Below are 15,672 nucleotides of genomic sequence, written 5' to 3'. Positions count from 1 at the left end.
AGATAAATTCGTATCGTGGATAACCGATACGACCTGAAAGGAAAAATTTATGGTTTTATTTTATATTATTTTAATTTCGCCTGTGCTGATAGCTATGGCGATATGGTTTGCTTTGGCTATATTTATACACGGCAAAATTCCAGAAAAGTTTGCTAAAACTCAAACAACCTTTAAAATATTTTCGATTATCGTGCTTGGTTTGATACCGACTTATGACATTATTATTACAAATATTTTGGGGGCATATTATTGCAAAACTATGCCAAAGAGTTTTGTAAAAGAAAAGATTGAGTATCCAGCGAGTATTTATTATGATATTGAGCCGTTAAATAACACTGAATTTTATGCAAATAGCGATTACTATTTAGACGGCATTAAAGTCAAATCTCTCGGTTTAAATGGAAAAGACGGGCAAATTTATATCTATTATTTTGATACAAATTCGAGTGAATTTGAAAATTTAAAAACTATAAAAAACGATTTAAATGCTTTAAAAGCATTAGAAAAAGAAAAACACGATATTTATGTTGCCACCAGATTTAAGGGCGATGTGGATTATTTAGGAGACCCTAGTGTCGATAAAGCCTATGATGATTGGAAAAATATAGAAAAGCAACACGATAATTTATATGACAAATATGATAAATTAAAAAAAGAGTTAATGAAGCTAGAAATAACTACAAAAGATAAAATTCCAAAATTTGATTACACAGCGAAAAAAGAAGAAATTAACCTTAACAAATTAGCTTCTAAATTTTTTAAAGCGATTAAATATACTATAACGAATAATAAAACAAACGAGATAATTTTTTATACCGAAAATTATTATAAGGGCTTATATAATTTAGTTCCAAACATAGCCGATAGCTCCAAATACGATATGGAAGATACTTTTTGTGGTTGCAAAAATATGGAAGTTGGTGTTAAATTTTTAGATATTAAATGCTTAGTTAAAACAAACATTAATAAAGGAGAAATCTAATGAATACATTAGAAAACACAATCACAACAATGGGCTTGCTTTCAAAAGAAGCTTACAATGTTGAAAATTTTCAAATAGGTGCAGAAATTACTGCTAACAATCAAACTTACAAAGTTATTGATTATGCAAATACTACAAACGATTTCCAAGCATTATTGTTAAAAAATGAAAGTGGAAAATTTGTCGTTGCCTTTCGTGGAACTACTAGCACATTAGACTGGCTTAATAATGCAGGTATTGGTTTGGCAAATATAAACGAACAATATAACGATGCAAAAGAATTTTTAGATAAAGCTTTTATTAAAATAGCAGAAGATAAAAAATGTTCCATCGAAGAAGTAAAAAACTATCTTGTTCTAACGGGTCATAGCCTTGGTGGAATTCTTACCCAACAAGTGGGAGCAACCTACGGCATAAAAGGCTATGCTTTTAATCCTTACGGAACAGATAGATTGCTTTCTTTACCATCAAGTCTATCAACTGGAATAGCAAGTAACATTTTGTTAGAAAAAGTTATGAGTGCAGTAGGACTTACCAAAGCAAACGCACAATGGGCTTATGAGCATATTTATAACATATCTTACCAAGATGAGGGTTTGTTAAATGGGGATATTCTTTCAAATTTAGCCACAGAATTAAGTAGTAATCATTTGGGGCATTTTATACCTATTTTGGGCGAAAATGTTGGTTTTGGAGAAGGGCATTATATGGGAACTCTCAACACCGCCATTGCCGAATACAACGAAATAGTCAAAAAATTCGACAACTCTTGCAGATATGAAGATATAACAAATATGTATCTTTCAACTGCTATTATTCACGGCAAAGGTTATAAAAAAGTCCGAGATGAATTTAAAAAACTTGGTATATTAAATGGAAATGGTGCAAATGATAAAATTGCAAATAACTCTTTGCACTTAGAAGTTATAGCCAAAGACACTGACGCAACTTCAATCTTCTCAGGCTCAAATTTAAGCACACCAGCTTTATATGCTTTGGTAAATTTAAACCCTTTCATAGTATCTGGCGTAAATTCAAACGCCTATGCAGAGTTAGAAAAATATAAAGCCGAATATAGTGAGAACTATGTAAGCGATAAGGCAAAAATGTTTAAGGCTCTTATGGATACACCAAAGGTCGGTTCATACTATGATGACTATGAAACAGGCAAGAAAATTTCATATTATACTTCTGTTACAGACCCTGATAGCACAGATGAATACAATCTCACTGATACAGCTTATATATTTGGCACAAACAAAAATGATATAGTAACTGCTTCGGTCGGAAAAGCCAATAGAATTTATACCCTAGCAGGAGATGACACTATAAAACTAACTGGTGGTTCAAACTATAAATTTATAAATTTAAATTTACTTGTTGCTTGAATTTTTTAATTCAAAAGTAAGTTTAAATTTGTGAATTTAAGAAAGGAGAAAGATAAATTTTTTAATATAAAAATCTAAGAATAGTTTTAATGTAAGTTATGCAATAGTTGAATTTGTATGTAAAATTACTATACAAATTTTTTAAATTTAACAAATTTGAAAGGAGAACATTTGGATATTTTTTTGGTGCATTTGGTTGCGTCGATACTGTCGGCACTTTGTGTGAAGTATCTTGCAAATCTTAAAATAAATATATTTTTAAGAATTTTAGCCATAGCTCTATTTATGACTTTTGTGTTTTATGGTTTATGGTGGTGTTTTATTTTGACAATAATTTTATTGCCATTTTTTAAGGAAAAACCACTTGTTATCGGTAGTTCGGACATAAAAAAATATGAAGACGGCGAAACCATAAAAGCAATAAGAAAAGCCGTAACAATAAAAAATAAAAGTGCTTTTTTTGCAATTTTGTGTTGTTTGGTTTTAATAAGTGTTGTATTTTTTGATAGTTTTAGGATTTATAAATTTAAGTATAAATGCGCTACTGGCAAAAATTACAAGGTGGAGATTTTAGACAATAACTATACACTAGATAAAATTAGTTTTGCTAAAACAGATGAGATAAGGCGTTGTGCGAATTCTAGTTTGAGTGATTTGCAAACTGAATGTGGCACAAGAATGGGTTTTAAAAATACAGTAGTTGTAAAATACTACGATAAGGTGATTGCAAATATATACAATTATTTTTTACCGTATAATTATTTTAATGCTAAAATGTATTCTGTTTCATACCCTAATCACTATGATGTTTGTGGTTACAAAAATAAAGATGAAATAATAAAAATTTTAAAAGAAAATTTAGAAAAGGAAAAAGATGAGTAACAAATTTGCGACTTATAAAATTTATGCACAGTTGGCAAGAAACGCCTATAAAAATAGATGAAAGGATAAAAATGGAAGTTTTAATCATAAATCTTATAGTAGCTTTTGCTTGTGCGTTGTGTATAAAATATATCGCAAATTCGCAAATAAACAAATTTGCAAAAGTATTTTTTATCATCTTATTTTTGCTTTTTATTTTCTTTGGATTTTTTGTGTTTGTCTTTTTTCTGACATTTATTTTCTTATTTATCATAAGTAGATATGAATTTGGAATTCAAAGAAAAGCCATAAGAGCAGGAAATCAAGTAGAAGCGACAAAGAAAATTTGCCTACTTAAAAAAACGCAATTTATAACTACTTTAATAGTTTTATTTTTTACTTATGGATTTGTATTTGACGGGTTTAAAATGCTTAAATTTAGATACGAGTGCGATATTAAAAAAGATTTTAAGATAGAGATTGTAAGTGATGATTATGAGATAAAAGAGAGTGATTATATGATAATAAAAAAAGATTTTCCATACACTTACACTTCATACCCAGATAGCAATATAAGTTTTTCATCTAATACTGACTTAAAAAGTTGTTATTGGGCGGATTTATCAGATTTAGCGAAAAAATGTGGCAAAAGTGGTTATAGACATACTGCTGATATTTTTTATAAAAATAATTTGATAGCGAAAAAATATGAATATTTTGTGCCGTATAACTATTTTATGGCAAAAATGCAATCCGTCGAAACAAGTATCCATTATGAAAAATGCGGATATGGATATAACGAAATAATCGATATTTTAAAACAAAACTTAATAAACAAAAATTCTAATGGAAAGGATAAGAGATGAGTAATCAATTCGGGGCTTACAAAATTTACGCACAGTTGGCACAAGATGCTTATTTGGACGATAAACAACAAAAAGGTCAATTAGGTGATTGGAAATTTGAAGGTGCGATACACAATTCTTTCACAGGTTTCGACATAGCAGTATATTCAAATGGTAATGAAAAAGTTATAGCTTTTCGTGGAACAGATTTGACTTGGAAAAGACCTATAAACACTATCGAAGATTTAATAAACGATATACAACTTGCAATTTGGGGTGATGAAAATTTTCAATCACGGTTTGATTTAAAAAATTTATACAATGAACTTGCAGAACAAGGCTATATTTCAAGCACTGATAAAATAGTAGTTACAGGACACTCGCTAGGCGGATATTTAGCTCAGCTTTTTACAATCGCTAATGAAGATAAAATCTCTCATACATACACTTATAATGCCCCAGGACTTGGTGGAGCAAGATTAAATTTCTTGCGTTTATTTGGTATTGAAAGTCCGATAAAATATAATTCTAAAATTACAGACATAGTAGCCAAAGATTTTGCAAATTTAATTCACGAGGTAGGTATGAATATTGGCGAATATATCGAAGTCTCAGGCGATTCTCACGGTATAAAAGACCTAACCCAAATTCTTTATTTCTACGATATGGCTATATCAAACGGAGCAAGTGAAAACGTCGTAACAAACTATTTAAGTGGATTTTATAACACACCAAATTCATTATTTAGTGGAAGTGTAGCTAAAACAGCTCAAAGCACAATCTCACAAATAGAACAAATAGTAGGCAAAGCAAATGGAGCAAACGATATAATAGAAATTTGTAACGCCTATGAAAATAATAATGTCAAATTCAACCTTGATTTAATATCTCCAACTTCAAGCGTAACTTCCTTTTTCTCAGGCTCAAATTTAAGCACACCTGCTTTATATGCTCTTGTGAATTTAAATCCTTTCATAGTATCTGGCGTAAATTCGAACGCTTATTCTGAACTAGAAAAATATAAAGATGAATATAGTGGGAACTATGTAAGTGATAAAGCTAAAATGCTTGAAGCATTACTAGGTAAATCAAATTCTAGTGCATATTATAGTGATTTGCAAACAGGTAAGATTTATCATAGCGAAACTATTGTTGATGATGCCACCACCGATGAATATATCGTAGCAAATAAGGGTTTTTTCTTTGGCACAAATTCTAATGATATTATCACAGGCAAACTTGGTGAAAACTTTATAGATACACGCAAAGAAAACTTTATTTACACCCTAGCAGGAGATGACACCATAACTCTAACTAGTGGCTCAAACTATATAGAAGCAGGAAGCGGAAGTGATTATATAGATTTAAGCGGTATAAAAGATACAAACTCAACAAATACAATCTATGCAGATTTAAAAGATAGCAAAGATGACAAAGATAGTGGCAATGATACAATCATAGGCTCAGCCGGTAAAGATACTATGTATGGTGGCTCAGGCTATAATACCTACAAAGCAGGAGACGGCGATACCATAGAAGATGATGATAAAGGTCAAGGCTCTGTATATTTCAATTCAAATTCTCCACTTACAGGCGGAACATACGATAAAGATAAAGGTTGTTATGTTGGTGGAATTTACGAATATCATCTAAACGGAAACACTCTTATAGTAACAGACACAGCCAAAAATGAAAGCATAACCATCAACAACTACTCCAAAAAAGATAAATCTCTTGGTATAGATCTAATAGAAGCAGATGAGATAGATATAATCATATCAAATGCAACAGTAACAGAAGGAGACGAAAGCGAACCAAATAAAGACGGAAAAGCACCATATAACACTAGTATAGGTATAAAACTAAGTAGAGAATTAAAAGAAGACGAATTTATCATCATACAAAAATACAATTATGAAAAACAATCCACAGAGTTAGTTTTATTTGGAACATTACCACAAGATTATGATACCAGTCTTTTTAAAAGCTTATTAAGTGATAATAAAACACTCGATTTTAGCTGGTATGGAAATAAAACAAAAGAAGAAGATAGAAAATACTGCGTAGGTGGCGTAAATATCTTTGCTAAATCAGATAATTTAACTATAAGAGATATAAAACCGGGATATGTCACTATCAAAGACGACGACAAAGATCCAAACGATGATAAGCCAGAAACTTACGATCCACTTGCAATAGACCTTAATAATGATGGCATAAAAGGCACAAATTTAGACTATAAGATAAATTTTGACCTTGATAATAACGGCTTTAAAGAGGCTACAAGCTGGATAGATAACAATGACGCCTTTATCACCATTGATAAAAACAACAACGGCGCAATCGATAATGGTAGCGAGCTATTTGGAAACAAGAGCATCTCAAATAACGCCTATGCCTACACTAATCCAAACGCAAAAAATGGCTTTGAAGCATTAAGCGAATTTGATAGCAATAACGATGGCATAATCGATGAAAAAGACAAAGAATTTACAAATTTACTTCTTTGGCAAGATAAAAACTCCAATGGTATAAGCGAAACAGACGAATTAATAAAACTAAGTGATAAAGTAAAATCAATAAATTTAAATTACACCAAAAACGGACAAACAGAAATCTCATCTGCTACGCTAAATGATAACACAGAAGTAAAAGTGCAAGATATGTATTTTAATGTAGATTTAAAAAAGACAGAAGAAATCATAGATGAAAACCAAATTCCATTTGAGATAAAATCTTTGCCAAATGTAAAGGCGTTTGGGAATTTAAAAGAATTTGCAAATTTAAATTTACTTGTTGCTTGAATTTTTAAATTCAAAAGTAAGTTTAAATTTGTGAATTTAAAAACATTTCGTATCGTAGATAAACGATACGACCTGAATTTGAATTTACAATGAAATTTTATTTTAAAGGATTAAATTTGGAAAATTTTGAAAACTGGAATAAAAAGAAATTTGATAAAAATTTAAACACAAATTTAAATAATACCAAAAGAAACTACGATTTAGAACCGATAATAATAAAAGACAAATTACACGAAATGTTAATAATTCAAATTTGCATATCAACACTTGCTTTGATTGTTGTTTTGGTATTAGATATACCGACTGATAGAAAGATGTTTTTGATTTACACTAGCATTTTGGTAGATTTAAAAACGCTTAAAGATTTGAGTTTTACAACTAAAATTTATATAAAAAATGATTTTATAGAAAAAAAGAAAGATAATATTTTAGTAGCAAAAATAGATACTAACAGTATCGATAAAATTTTTAAAACTCTTGATAGTGCTTTACCTAAAAATAATTTCGATATAAATGGTAGTCAAATGGTAATAGTTTTTACAATTTTATATTTTTTACTATTGGTTGCAACTGATGGAATTTTCTTTATGTTTTTAGTAATGCTATATATTGCAGTTATTTGTGTGGCTGGATTTTTATTGCCACAATTTTATATACATTGGAAGTATGGAGCAAAAAAAGCCAACTGGTTTTACGATATGCTTTTTTTAAAAGATAAAGACGGCAATTTTTTAAATTTTTTAATTACCGACGATAAAGAATATAATCAGTTAAAAGAGTATTTTTGGCAAAAATTTAAAATAAATTTAGATAGTGTAAAACAAAAATTTTCAGCAATTTATGAGATTAAAAAACAAGATTTAAAACATTTTTAATAAGGAGACAAAAATGAGTAGAGAAATTACAGCTACTACAATTTTAAACAGAGCCGAGGTGCTTCTTTTAAAAGACTTAAAATTAAGAGAAGCAATTATGAACAATATCAATAAAGCTTGGAATATTAGCACAGATTCTTTGGATTTACCAAAAAGATACGCACAATATAGTGAAGCTTTAAATAATAGCAAACTTGGTTCAGGTGCGGTTGGCTTTATAACTGCTGGTGGTAATATTTTAATTAGCAATGTAAGTGGTGAAGATACTGTTGAAACCGTGCTTGGGTTAGGCGTAGATATTGCACTTACAGTTTTGGAAATGACACCGCAGGGTAAGATTATAAAATTTGTAAATATTGGTCTTACGGCTCTTGGAATTGACCCTGCCACAAAATTAAAAGAGTTATATAGGAAATATCGCTATGATGATAATGGCGAATATGAAATGAATAAGATAGCTAAAATTATCGGAGCAAAATCAGTTGCCATTGAAAGTAATAGTATATTAAAAATTACTATGCCTGACGGCACTGTATATGCTAGACCATTATCAGCTTCATTTTTCCCAAGTGGTGTAACTCCAAGTGGTCTTATCACAGGTGGAAATGGTTGGACAGACGATGTCCTTTTCGGTGGTAACGGAAACGATACCCTAATGGGAAAAGATGGTAGCGACTTACTAATCGGTGGCAAAGGCGATGACACATACCTAGCTACCAAAGGCGACACCATGGTGGAAATGGTTGGACAGACGATGTCCTTTTCGGTGGTAACGGAAACGATACCCTAATGGGAAAAGATGGTAGCGACTTACTAATCGGTGGCAAAGGCGATGACACATACCTAGCTACCAAAGGCGACACCATAAAAGACAGCGACGGCAAAGGCTCAGTTCATTTCAACAGACACAAACTAACAGGCGGAACTTATGATAAAGACAGAGACCTTTATATTTCAGATGATTATATCGAATACAAACTCCACGATGACGGAAGATTAGTAGTAAGTGATATGGGAGAAAATATAGTCATAGAAAATTTTAATAAAGACAATAATGATTTAGGCATAATACTAATAGACCCAAAAGATGTAGTAGTTACCATACACGACAATCAAGCAAATGAGGGTGGCAACGGCAAACATACGCTAGGGTTTAAAGTAAGTTTAAATAGAAAATTAGAAGCAGGAGAATACTTAACACTATACATAAACGGACAATTGGTTAAATTTACAGAAAATGAACAAGAAAAAGATAATGCTTATATCTATGAGTGGGACGGAAACGAAAGCAAAGACGGAGATAGAAAATTTGAAGTAAGTGGCTCTGTTTTACAAAGTGGAACTTCTAAAAATCTAAATGTAAAATATATTCACCCTGCAAAAGGTCTCATCAAAGACGACGACCGTGACGATGACCCTGACCCAGAGCGTGAATATTCTCCGATTGTGATTGACTTGGGTAATGATGGCATAAACTCACACGCACTAAATTATACTATAAATTTTGATTTAGATAATAATGGTTTTAAAGAAGCCACAGGTTGGGTAAGCGGCGATGATGCACTTCTAGCAATAGATAAAAATAACAACGGCATAATAGATAATGGAAGCGAACTCTTTGGAAATAAAAGTATCTCAGATAGTGCTTTCTCATACACAAATTCATCTTTAAACAACGGCTTTGAAACACTAAAAAGCTATGACAGCAACAATGACGGCATAATAGATAGCCAAGACGCTGAATTTGACAAGCTACTTCTTTGGCAAGATAAAAACGGCAATGCCATCACAGATAACGGAGAGCTTATAAAGCTAAGTGATAAAGTAAGCTCAATAGATCTAAACTACACAAACACAGATATAAACAATAACTCAAACACCATAAAACAAACTTCAACTGCTACGCTAAATAATGGCACAAAGGTAAAAGCAGATGATATATGGTTTAAGGTAAATTACAAAGACACAGAAGAAATCATAGATGAAAATGAAATTCCATTTGAGATAAAATCACTTCCACAAATCACAGCGTTTGGGAATTTAAAAGAATTTGCAAATTTAAATTCAAACAAATAGAATTTGAGTTTAAATTTGTAAATTTAAATAAATTCGTATCGTGTATAAACGATACGACCTGAATTTGAATTTGCTAAAATTTATCATTGCGAAAAAACGAAGTTTTTGAAGCAATCCAGCAACGCCGATAGGCGTTTATTATTTGCAAATTTGCTTTTTAATAAACGGCTTTGCCGTTTGACTGGATTGCTTCGAGTTTTTCAAACTCTCGCAATGACGGAAAATTAAACATAAAGGATTGAAATATGGAAAATTTTGAGAATTGGAATAAAAAAAAATTTGATAAAAATTTAAATAACGCTAAAAGAAACTACGATTTAGAGCCAATAATAATAAAAAATCACAATGTAAAAATAAACTATATTTCAATATTTTTTCATTTAGCTTTTATAATTTTTATTCTCATTTTACCAAATACCAAATTTAGATTACTGCTATTATATTTGGTTGCAATGTTGCCTATTTTGAAAACAATGTATGATGAATATGCAATGTATAAAAATAGCTATTTTAAATTCTCAAATGATAAAATAGAATTTATAAATAATGGCGAAATTGTAGAAAATTTGCAATTAAATTCAATAATAACAATAATGAAAATACCACAAATGTTTATTTTTAGCAAAAAGAAATTAAAAAATATAAGTTTTGGTATGAAAATTTTAAGCTATATTTCTTGTTTTATATGCGTTGCAATATGGATTATAGGGATAGCCATAACGCAAAATTTATCCATATTTTTAATACTTACTTTGATATTTTTTGGTTTATTTTTATTTTTCGTAATGCCACAAAGTATTTACCAAATTTACAACTCAAAATTTAGATTTTTTAAATTTGTAAATTCGTTGGAATTTAAGATTTTTGATGAAAATTTGCGTTTTATAGTAATTGCAAATGAAATCGAATATAACGATATTAAAGAATACTTTTTAAGTAGATTAAATTTAGATATTGAAAATATAAAAATTGATAAAAACTATTTTATTTAAAGGAGACACAAATGAGTAGAGAATTAGTTGCGAAAGCCGAACTCGACAGAGTTGAAAAAATGCTTGAAGAAGCTGGTATTATCAGAAATGGTGAAGTAAATTTAGCCAAATTGGCTATAAATGATGCTAGTAAAACAATTGATATATTGGCTGATGAACATTTAGAAAAAATGAAACACGGGAAAGGTGGCTTATTCCTAGTTACACAGGCTGGAAATATAGCAGTAGATTTAGCAAATGGGGAAGCTGGCGTAAAAACAGCTCTAAATTTAGCAATTGATACTGTGTTATTTGTAGCACAAATTACGCCTATGGGTAGAGCTTTTCAAGTGGCAGTAAAAGCCATAGATGGATTAAATACTATTGCCTCCCACTTCGGCTACGATATAGGAAGCCTAGCAGGAGAAATTTACGATTGGGCTACAAAAGGAGATAAATATAAAGACTATATTACACAAGATGGATTTCTCCGTGTAGTTATGGACGACGGCACGGTATATATGAGACCGCTTAAAGGAAGATATGGTTTAGCAACTGGTAATTATATGAACGATGTATTATTTGGTGGCGATTGGAACGACACACTTCAAGGTGGTAATGGTAGCGACCTACTCATCGGTGGCGACGGATTTGATACATACAATGCAGGAACACTTGACATTATCCGTGATAGCGACGGCAAAGGCAGAGTATTTCTAGGAAGCTCTCATTAACTAAAAGGTGGCACTCAAATAGAATTTCAAAAACAAGATGAAAAACTAAAATATGAAAAGCAGATAAAAGATATATCTGTCTTTTTAGAAAACGAAAAAGATATGAGAGAAAATTTAAGCGAACTCTACGCAGATACGACAAAAGCAAAAAACTACATAGCTAGACTTAATGAAAGCGGTGAAAAAAGTAAAATAGAGCTTTTAAATTCGCTTATAAAAACAATACAAAAAAAGCAAGACTTAACAGAGCATATTTTAGAAGCTAAATTTATGCTAATTAAGGCAAATCTAATGGCAGGACAGGATAAGGTTTGTAAATGAAAGGGTTGGATATGGAAAATTTTGAAAACTGGAATAAAAAGAAATTTGATAAAAATTTAAACACAAATTCAAATACAAATAAAAGAGACTATGATAAAGAGCCAATAGTTTTAAAAAGTTATAGTAGGCTTTTTAGCTCAATGGCAAATACTTCTGCTTATGGTATTGCGATGTATTTACTTGCTTGTTTCGTATTATTTATTAGGGACAAGAGTGTAGATGGATTTCTACATTTTGCTATTATTATTACATTAATACTGACAATTGCAAATTTATCAAAATATCATATAGCTTGTGTAAAAGAAAAAACTTTTATTGTATTTAAAAATTCAAAAATAGAATATCTAACAGACGGCAAACTTAAATTTTTTGTTGGGTTAGAAAAGGTATTGATACAAGGTAAAAGTTTAACTGGTAGTTTTGCAAATTTTTCGCTTATTTGGCTAATTTTTGTCGCTTTTGTATTTTGTATCTGTGTATATATTGTGCCATTATCATCTATAATTTTTATAACATTTCCATTATTTTTTTTAGTTGGTCATATTATATATAGAATTATTTGGTGGTTAGCTATAAATAAGTCTTTAAAAAATTTTATACTTTTTAATTGTATTAATGCTTTGATTTGTGAATTTTATGATGATAAATCAGGTATGAATTTTTTTATGTTTGAAGATAAATACGGACTAATTTATATTTTTAACGAAAAAGATTATACAGATTTAAAAGAATATTTTTTAGTAACAAAGAATATAAATATTGATAATTTACCAAAAAGGTATTCACCTTTTTGATACAAAATAGAAAATAAAATTTAATAATATTTTTTTAAAGGAGAGAACTATGAGTTCAACAGGTAGTAGAGAAGCGAGAGCTAGGATTGAGTTAGATAAGGCTTGGGAAAAACTTATGAGTAACCAAGAAGTTGTCAAAGAAATTTTTGATTCTTTGATTAAAAATGGTATTGTTACGCCAGCAGAACTGATGAGCAATGGTGCATATTATTTGAAATATGAAGGCAATGTAAAAGAACTTCTTGGCAACTATAAACTTGCAAAAGCAAACGGCGAAGTTGATAATGTAGATGAATTTTTTGCAAATAAAGCTAAGCTTAAAAAAATAAATGAAATTCGTTTTCCTGCTTTCGGTGGTGCTGTAAATTTTATGGGCGATGCCCTCAGTGGTCAAAACGGAAATAGAATTGTTTCTGGTATAGCTTTCGATATTGGAACTTATGCTGTTACGAGATTTATACCAGGAGTTGGTCAAGCTATGCTTGTGCTTGATTTAACAAATCTTTTAGGTATTACAGATATTGATTTAAGAGATAAATTTCAAGATTGGTATGATAGATTGGGTGGAACTACCAACGATTTACCAGACCTAGAAATGCTTAAAAAAGGTATCTTACAAATCACAATGCACGACGGCACAGTCTATGCCCGACCATTTATGCCAAACGCACAAGGTAGTTTGTTTGGTAACGGCAAAGACGATGTCCTCTTTGGTGGCAACGGTAACGATATGCTGATAGGTCACGGAGGAGCGGATATACTTATCGGTGGAAACGGTAAAGATGATTATTTCGTAGATAATGGAGATATAATAAAAGACAGTGATGGAAATGGTAGAGTATTTTTAGAAAATCATCAACTAAAAGGTGGTACTCAAATCGAAAAAGGCTCAAATATCTACAAAGGCAAAGACGGAGTAAAATACGAACTCAAAGACAACGGCGATTTACTCATCAACGATAGCATTACCATAGAAAATTTCTCAAACGATAACTTAGAAATTCATCTAAGTGAATTCGGTGAAATAAATATCAGTATCTCTGATGCCTCAGCCGTAGAAAAAGATCAATCAATGAAATTTATAGTTTCACTAAATAAAGAACCGGAAGTAGGAGAATTCGTAAAAGTTTCTGTTGGTAAAAAAACATATAAATTTATGAATTTTTCAGAGACGAATTATACGATAGATGAAGGAGTTGAAAATGTCTTCGGCGCTCAAGCCGAGTATGAGTATGTTTGGAATGACGATACCGTTAAAGAAGAAGATGAAAAATTTAAAGTAACTGCAAATATAGTAGGTAAAAGCGACGGTTTAAAAGCAAGTGTAATTAAAAACGGTAACGGCACAATAATAGATGATGACAGAGATGATGATCCCGAAGATGTAGATCCAATCATAATAGATTTAAATAAAAACGGAATTACTTCAACTAAATTAAATAATACAATCTACTTTGACCATGATAACAATAACTTTAAAGAAGCCTCTTCATGGATAGATAAAGGAGATGCTTTTTTAGCGTTAGATAAAAATAATAACGGACTTATAGATAATGGAAATGAACTATTTGGAAATCATACTATATCAAATACAAGATTTAAATACACAAACAATAAAGCAACTAATGGTTACGAGGCTTTAAAAGCTTATGATTTAAACGGTGATAATGTAATAGATAGTAAAGATGAAATTTATGATAAATTACTTTTATGGAAAGATTCTAATCAAAACGCCATAACTGATAAAGGTGAACTTATAAAACTAAAAGATAGTGGTATAGTAAGTATTGATCTAAACTATAAAAACATAAATACAGATGAAAAAGGTAATATTATAAAACAAAGTTCAACCGTTACTTTTGAAGATGGTTCAACTACAATAGCTAATGATGTATGGTTTAAATAACAAACAAATTCCTTAAACTATAATAATGAAATTAAATTAGTAAATTTGATTATTATGATTTAAGACAAACGGATTATAATTTTAAAGTTTATTTTTGATAAAAGAGTAAAAAGCCAAAATTTCAAAGGCAATAAATGCAGGATGATGAAAAGTATAAAAAAATAAAAGAAGCGCTGGATAGACTTCACAAACAAAAACAAAATTCCAAAGAGAATTCAAAAGATAATTTAAACAATCAATCAAATTTACAAAACAACATAAACCAAAATTCCAATAATTCAGACAAAAATTCAAATTCTAATAAAAACAGTAATTCATCAAAATTCACAAACAAACGCGATTATGATAAAAATCCGATTATTATTGATGATTACAGTAATTTTTTTACAGGAACACAAAGGCTTTTTGCTCTTATGTTCGGTATTGCTTTTTGTTCTACATTTATTGGGTTTCCTGAAGCAATAATAATTTTTCCTATTATTGTTTTTCCTAGCATAGTATTGGAGTATTATTTTAGTATTAAAAAATCTAATTATACAATTTGTTTAAAAAACAATAAAATTCTTTTTCTTATTGATAGCAATATTGAAAGGATTATCGATACAAACGAAATTTCAAAATATATTTACATGCCTTTTTGGAAAACAAATGAAAAATCTGTAAATATCTATTTTTTTATATTTATTTTAGGAATATTTTGCATATTTTATAACTATATTGAGTTTAATATTTTTATTTTACTTGTATGTGGGGCTGTATGTTTGTTTATATCAGTAGATTTCGGAAATATTTTACATAAAATGCTTGTTTATTTTTGTATAAACAAAACTTTAAGCGGTTTTAGAATTTTTCCCATTTTAATAATAGAAAAGCTAATAGTTGAAAAAACAGTAGAAAAAGAAATAATACCGACATATAGATACGAAGCCGATTTTAAATGTTATTACATTTATTTTTATAATGAATTAGTATATAAAGAAATAAGAGAATATTTTTTGCAAAATTTAAATATAGATATAAGTAAAATAAAAAAGACAATTTCGATAATTTAAGGAGTAAATTATAAATAGAGAAAGCGTTGAAAAAACAGCTTGAAATTTAATTATAAAAACAAC

14 protein-coding genes are annotated in these 15,672 nt (G+C 29.8%); all 14 read left to right on the top strand.

Annotated elements, in window-relative coordinates:
• Positions 1 to 49 precede the first annotated feature (49 nt).
• The 14 genes from CHAB381_RS08500 to CHAB381_RS05515 all read left to right on the top strand — a co-directional run bounded on the left by CHAB381_RS08500 (position 50) and on the right by CHAB381_RS05515 (position 15,609).
• Entirely contained in the window at positions 50 to 982 is a 933-nt protein-coding gene (locus CHAB381_RS08500; protein ID WP_012109052.1) for a hypothetical protein, read from the top strand.
• Positions 982 to 2,370 carry a DUF6792 domain-containing protein gene (locus CHAB381_RS05580; protein WP_012109051.1) on the top strand — a complete coding sequence of 463 codons (1,389 nt, stop codon included), beginning with the start codon at positions 982 to 984 and terminating at the stop codon, positions 2,368 to 2,370. Before CHAB381_RS08500 ends, CHAB381_RS05580 begins: the two co-directional genes overlap by 1 nt.
• Positions 2,371 to 2,541: 171 nt before the next feature.
• Positions 2,542 to 3,252, top strand: a complete 711-nt coding sequence (locus CHAB381_RS05575; RefSeq protein ID WP_012109050.1) for a hypothetical protein — start codon at positions 2,542 to 2,544, stop codon at positions 3,250 to 3,252.
• A 71-nt stretch (positions 3,253 to 3,323) separates the two neighbouring features.
• A complete protein-coding gene (locus tag CHAB381_RS05570; RefSeq protein ID WP_143297190.1) occupies positions 3,324 to 4,097 on the top strand; it encodes a hypothetical protein in 774 nt (257 codons plus the stop codon).
• Positions 4,094 to 6,880 (top strand): alpha/beta hydrolase family protein, encoded by a 2,787-nt coding sequence (locus CHAB381_RS08495; protein WP_012109048.1) that lies wholly within the window; start codon positions 4,094 to 4,096, stop codon positions 6,878 to 6,880. The genes CHAB381_RS05570 and CHAB381_RS08495 overlap by 4 nt, the downstream gene beginning before the upstream one ends.
• A gap of 116 nt (positions 6,881 to 6,996) precedes the next feature.
• Positions 6,997 to 7,755: a hypothetical protein gene (locus CHAB381_RS05560; RefSeq protein ID WP_012109047.1), complete on the top strand. Its 759-nt coding sequence runs from the start codon at positions 6,997 to 6,999 to the stop codon at positions 7,753 to 7,755.
• 13 nt (positions 7,756 to 7,768) lie between these two features.
• Positions 7,769 to 8,545: a calcium-binding protein gene (locus tag CHAB381_RS05555; protein WP_041570501.1), complete on the top strand. Its 777-nt coding sequence runs from the start codon at positions 7,769 to 7,771 to the stop codon at positions 8,543 to 8,545.
• Entirely contained in the window at positions 8,461 to 9,831 is a 1,371-nt protein-coding gene (locus tag CHAB381_RS08490; protein ID WP_172462815.1) for a calcium-binding protein, read from the top strand. The genes CHAB381_RS05555 and CHAB381_RS08490 overlap by 85 nt, the downstream gene beginning before the upstream one ends.
• 245 nt (positions 9,832 to 10,076) lie before the next feature.
• Positions 10,077 to 10,823, top strand: coding sequence for a hypothetical protein (locus CHAB381_RS05545; RefSeq protein WP_012109045.1), 747 nt, complete (start codon positions 10,077 to 10,079; stop codon positions 10,821 to 10,823).
• Between the two features lie 11 nt (positions 10,824 to 10,834).
• Positions 10,835 to 11,536, top strand: coding sequence for a hypothetical protein (locus CHAB381_RS05540; protein ID WP_012109044.1), 702 nt, complete (start codon positions 10,835 to 10,837; stop codon positions 11,534 to 11,536).
• Between the two features lie 102 nt (positions 11,537 to 11,638).
• Positions 11,639 to 11,857: a hypothetical protein gene (locus CHAB381_RS05535; RefSeq protein ID WP_012109043.1), complete on the top strand. Its 219-nt coding sequence runs from the start codon at positions 11,639 to 11,641 to the stop codon at positions 11,855 to 11,857.
• 11 nt (positions 11,858 to 11,868) lie between these two features.
• Entirely contained in the window at positions 11,869 to 12,651 is a 783-nt protein-coding gene (locus CHAB381_RS05530) for a hypothetical protein (protein ID WP_012109042.1), read from the top strand.
• A 49-nt stretch (positions 12,652 to 12,700) separates the two neighbouring features.
• A complete protein-coding gene (locus CHAB381_RS08485; protein ID WP_012109041.1) occupies positions 12,701 to 14,557 on the top strand; it encodes a calcium-binding protein in 1,857 nt (618 codons plus the stop codon).
• A 134-nt stretch (positions 14,558 to 14,691) separates the two neighbouring features.
• Positions 14,692 to 15,609, top strand: a complete 918-nt coding sequence (locus CHAB381_RS05515; protein ID WP_012109040.1) for a hypothetical protein — start codon at positions 14,692 to 14,694, stop codon at positions 15,607 to 15,609.
• The last annotated feature ends 63 nt before the right edge of the window (positions 15,610 to 15,672 follow it).

The organism is Campylobacter hominis ATCC BAA-381 (assembly GCF_000017585.1).
GTDB lineage: Bacteria > Campylobacterota > Campylobacteria > Campylobacterales > Campylobacteraceae > Campylobacter_B > Campylobacter_B hominis.
The sequence above is the reverse complement of the archived record's forward strand: the minus strand, read 5'-3'. Positions and strand labels throughout refer to the sequence as shown.

What these genes read in the sequence shown, in the direction of transcription:
- CHAB381_RS05570 (WP_143297190.1), top strand. Translation starts at nt 3,324, where the DNA reads ATGGAAGTTTTAATCATAAATCTTATAGTAGCTTTTGCTTGTGCGTTG.
- CHAB381_RS05515 (WP_012109040.1), top strand. Translation starts at nt 14,692, where the DNA reads ATGCAGGATGATGAAAAGTATAAAAAAATAAAAGAAGCGCTGGATAGA.
- CHAB381_RS05555 (WP_041570501.1), top strand. Translation starts at nt 7,769, where the DNA reads ATGAGTAGAGAAATTACAGCTACTACAATTTTAAACAGAGCCGAGGTG.
- CHAB381_RS08495 (WP_012109048.1), top strand. Translation starts at nt 4,094, where the DNA reads ATGAGTAATCAATTCGGGGCTTACAAAATTTACGCACAGTTGGCACAA.
- CHAB381_RS05545 (WP_012109045.1), top strand. Translation starts at nt 10,077, where the DNA reads ATGGAAAATTTTGAGAATTGGAATAAAAAAAAATTTGATAAAAATTTA.
- CHAB381_RS05535 (WP_012109043.1), top strand. Translation starts at nt 11,639, where the DNA reads ATGAGAGAAAATTTAAGCGAACTCTACGCAGATACGACAAAAGCAAAA.
- CHAB381_RS05530 (WP_012109042.1), top strand. Translation starts at nt 11,869, where the DNA reads ATGGAAAATTTTGAAAACTGGAATAAAAAGAAATTTGATAAAAATTTA.
- CHAB381_RS08500 (WP_012109052.1), top strand. Translation starts at nt 50, where the DNA reads ATGGTTTTATTTTATATTATTTTAATTTCGCCTGTGCTGATAGCTATG.
- CHAB381_RS05580 (WP_012109051.1), top strand. Translation starts at nt 982, where the DNA reads ATGAATACATTAGAAAACACAATCACAACAATGGGCTTGCTTTCAAAA.
- CHAB381_RS08485 (WP_012109041.1), top strand. Translation starts at nt 12,701, where the DNA reads ATGAGTTCAACAGGTAGTAGAGAAGCGAGAGCTAGGATTGAGTTAGAT.
- CHAB381_RS05540 (WP_012109044.1), top strand. Translation starts at nt 10,835, where the DNA reads ATGAGTAGAGAATTAGTTGCGAAAGCCGAACTCGACAGAGTTGAAAAA.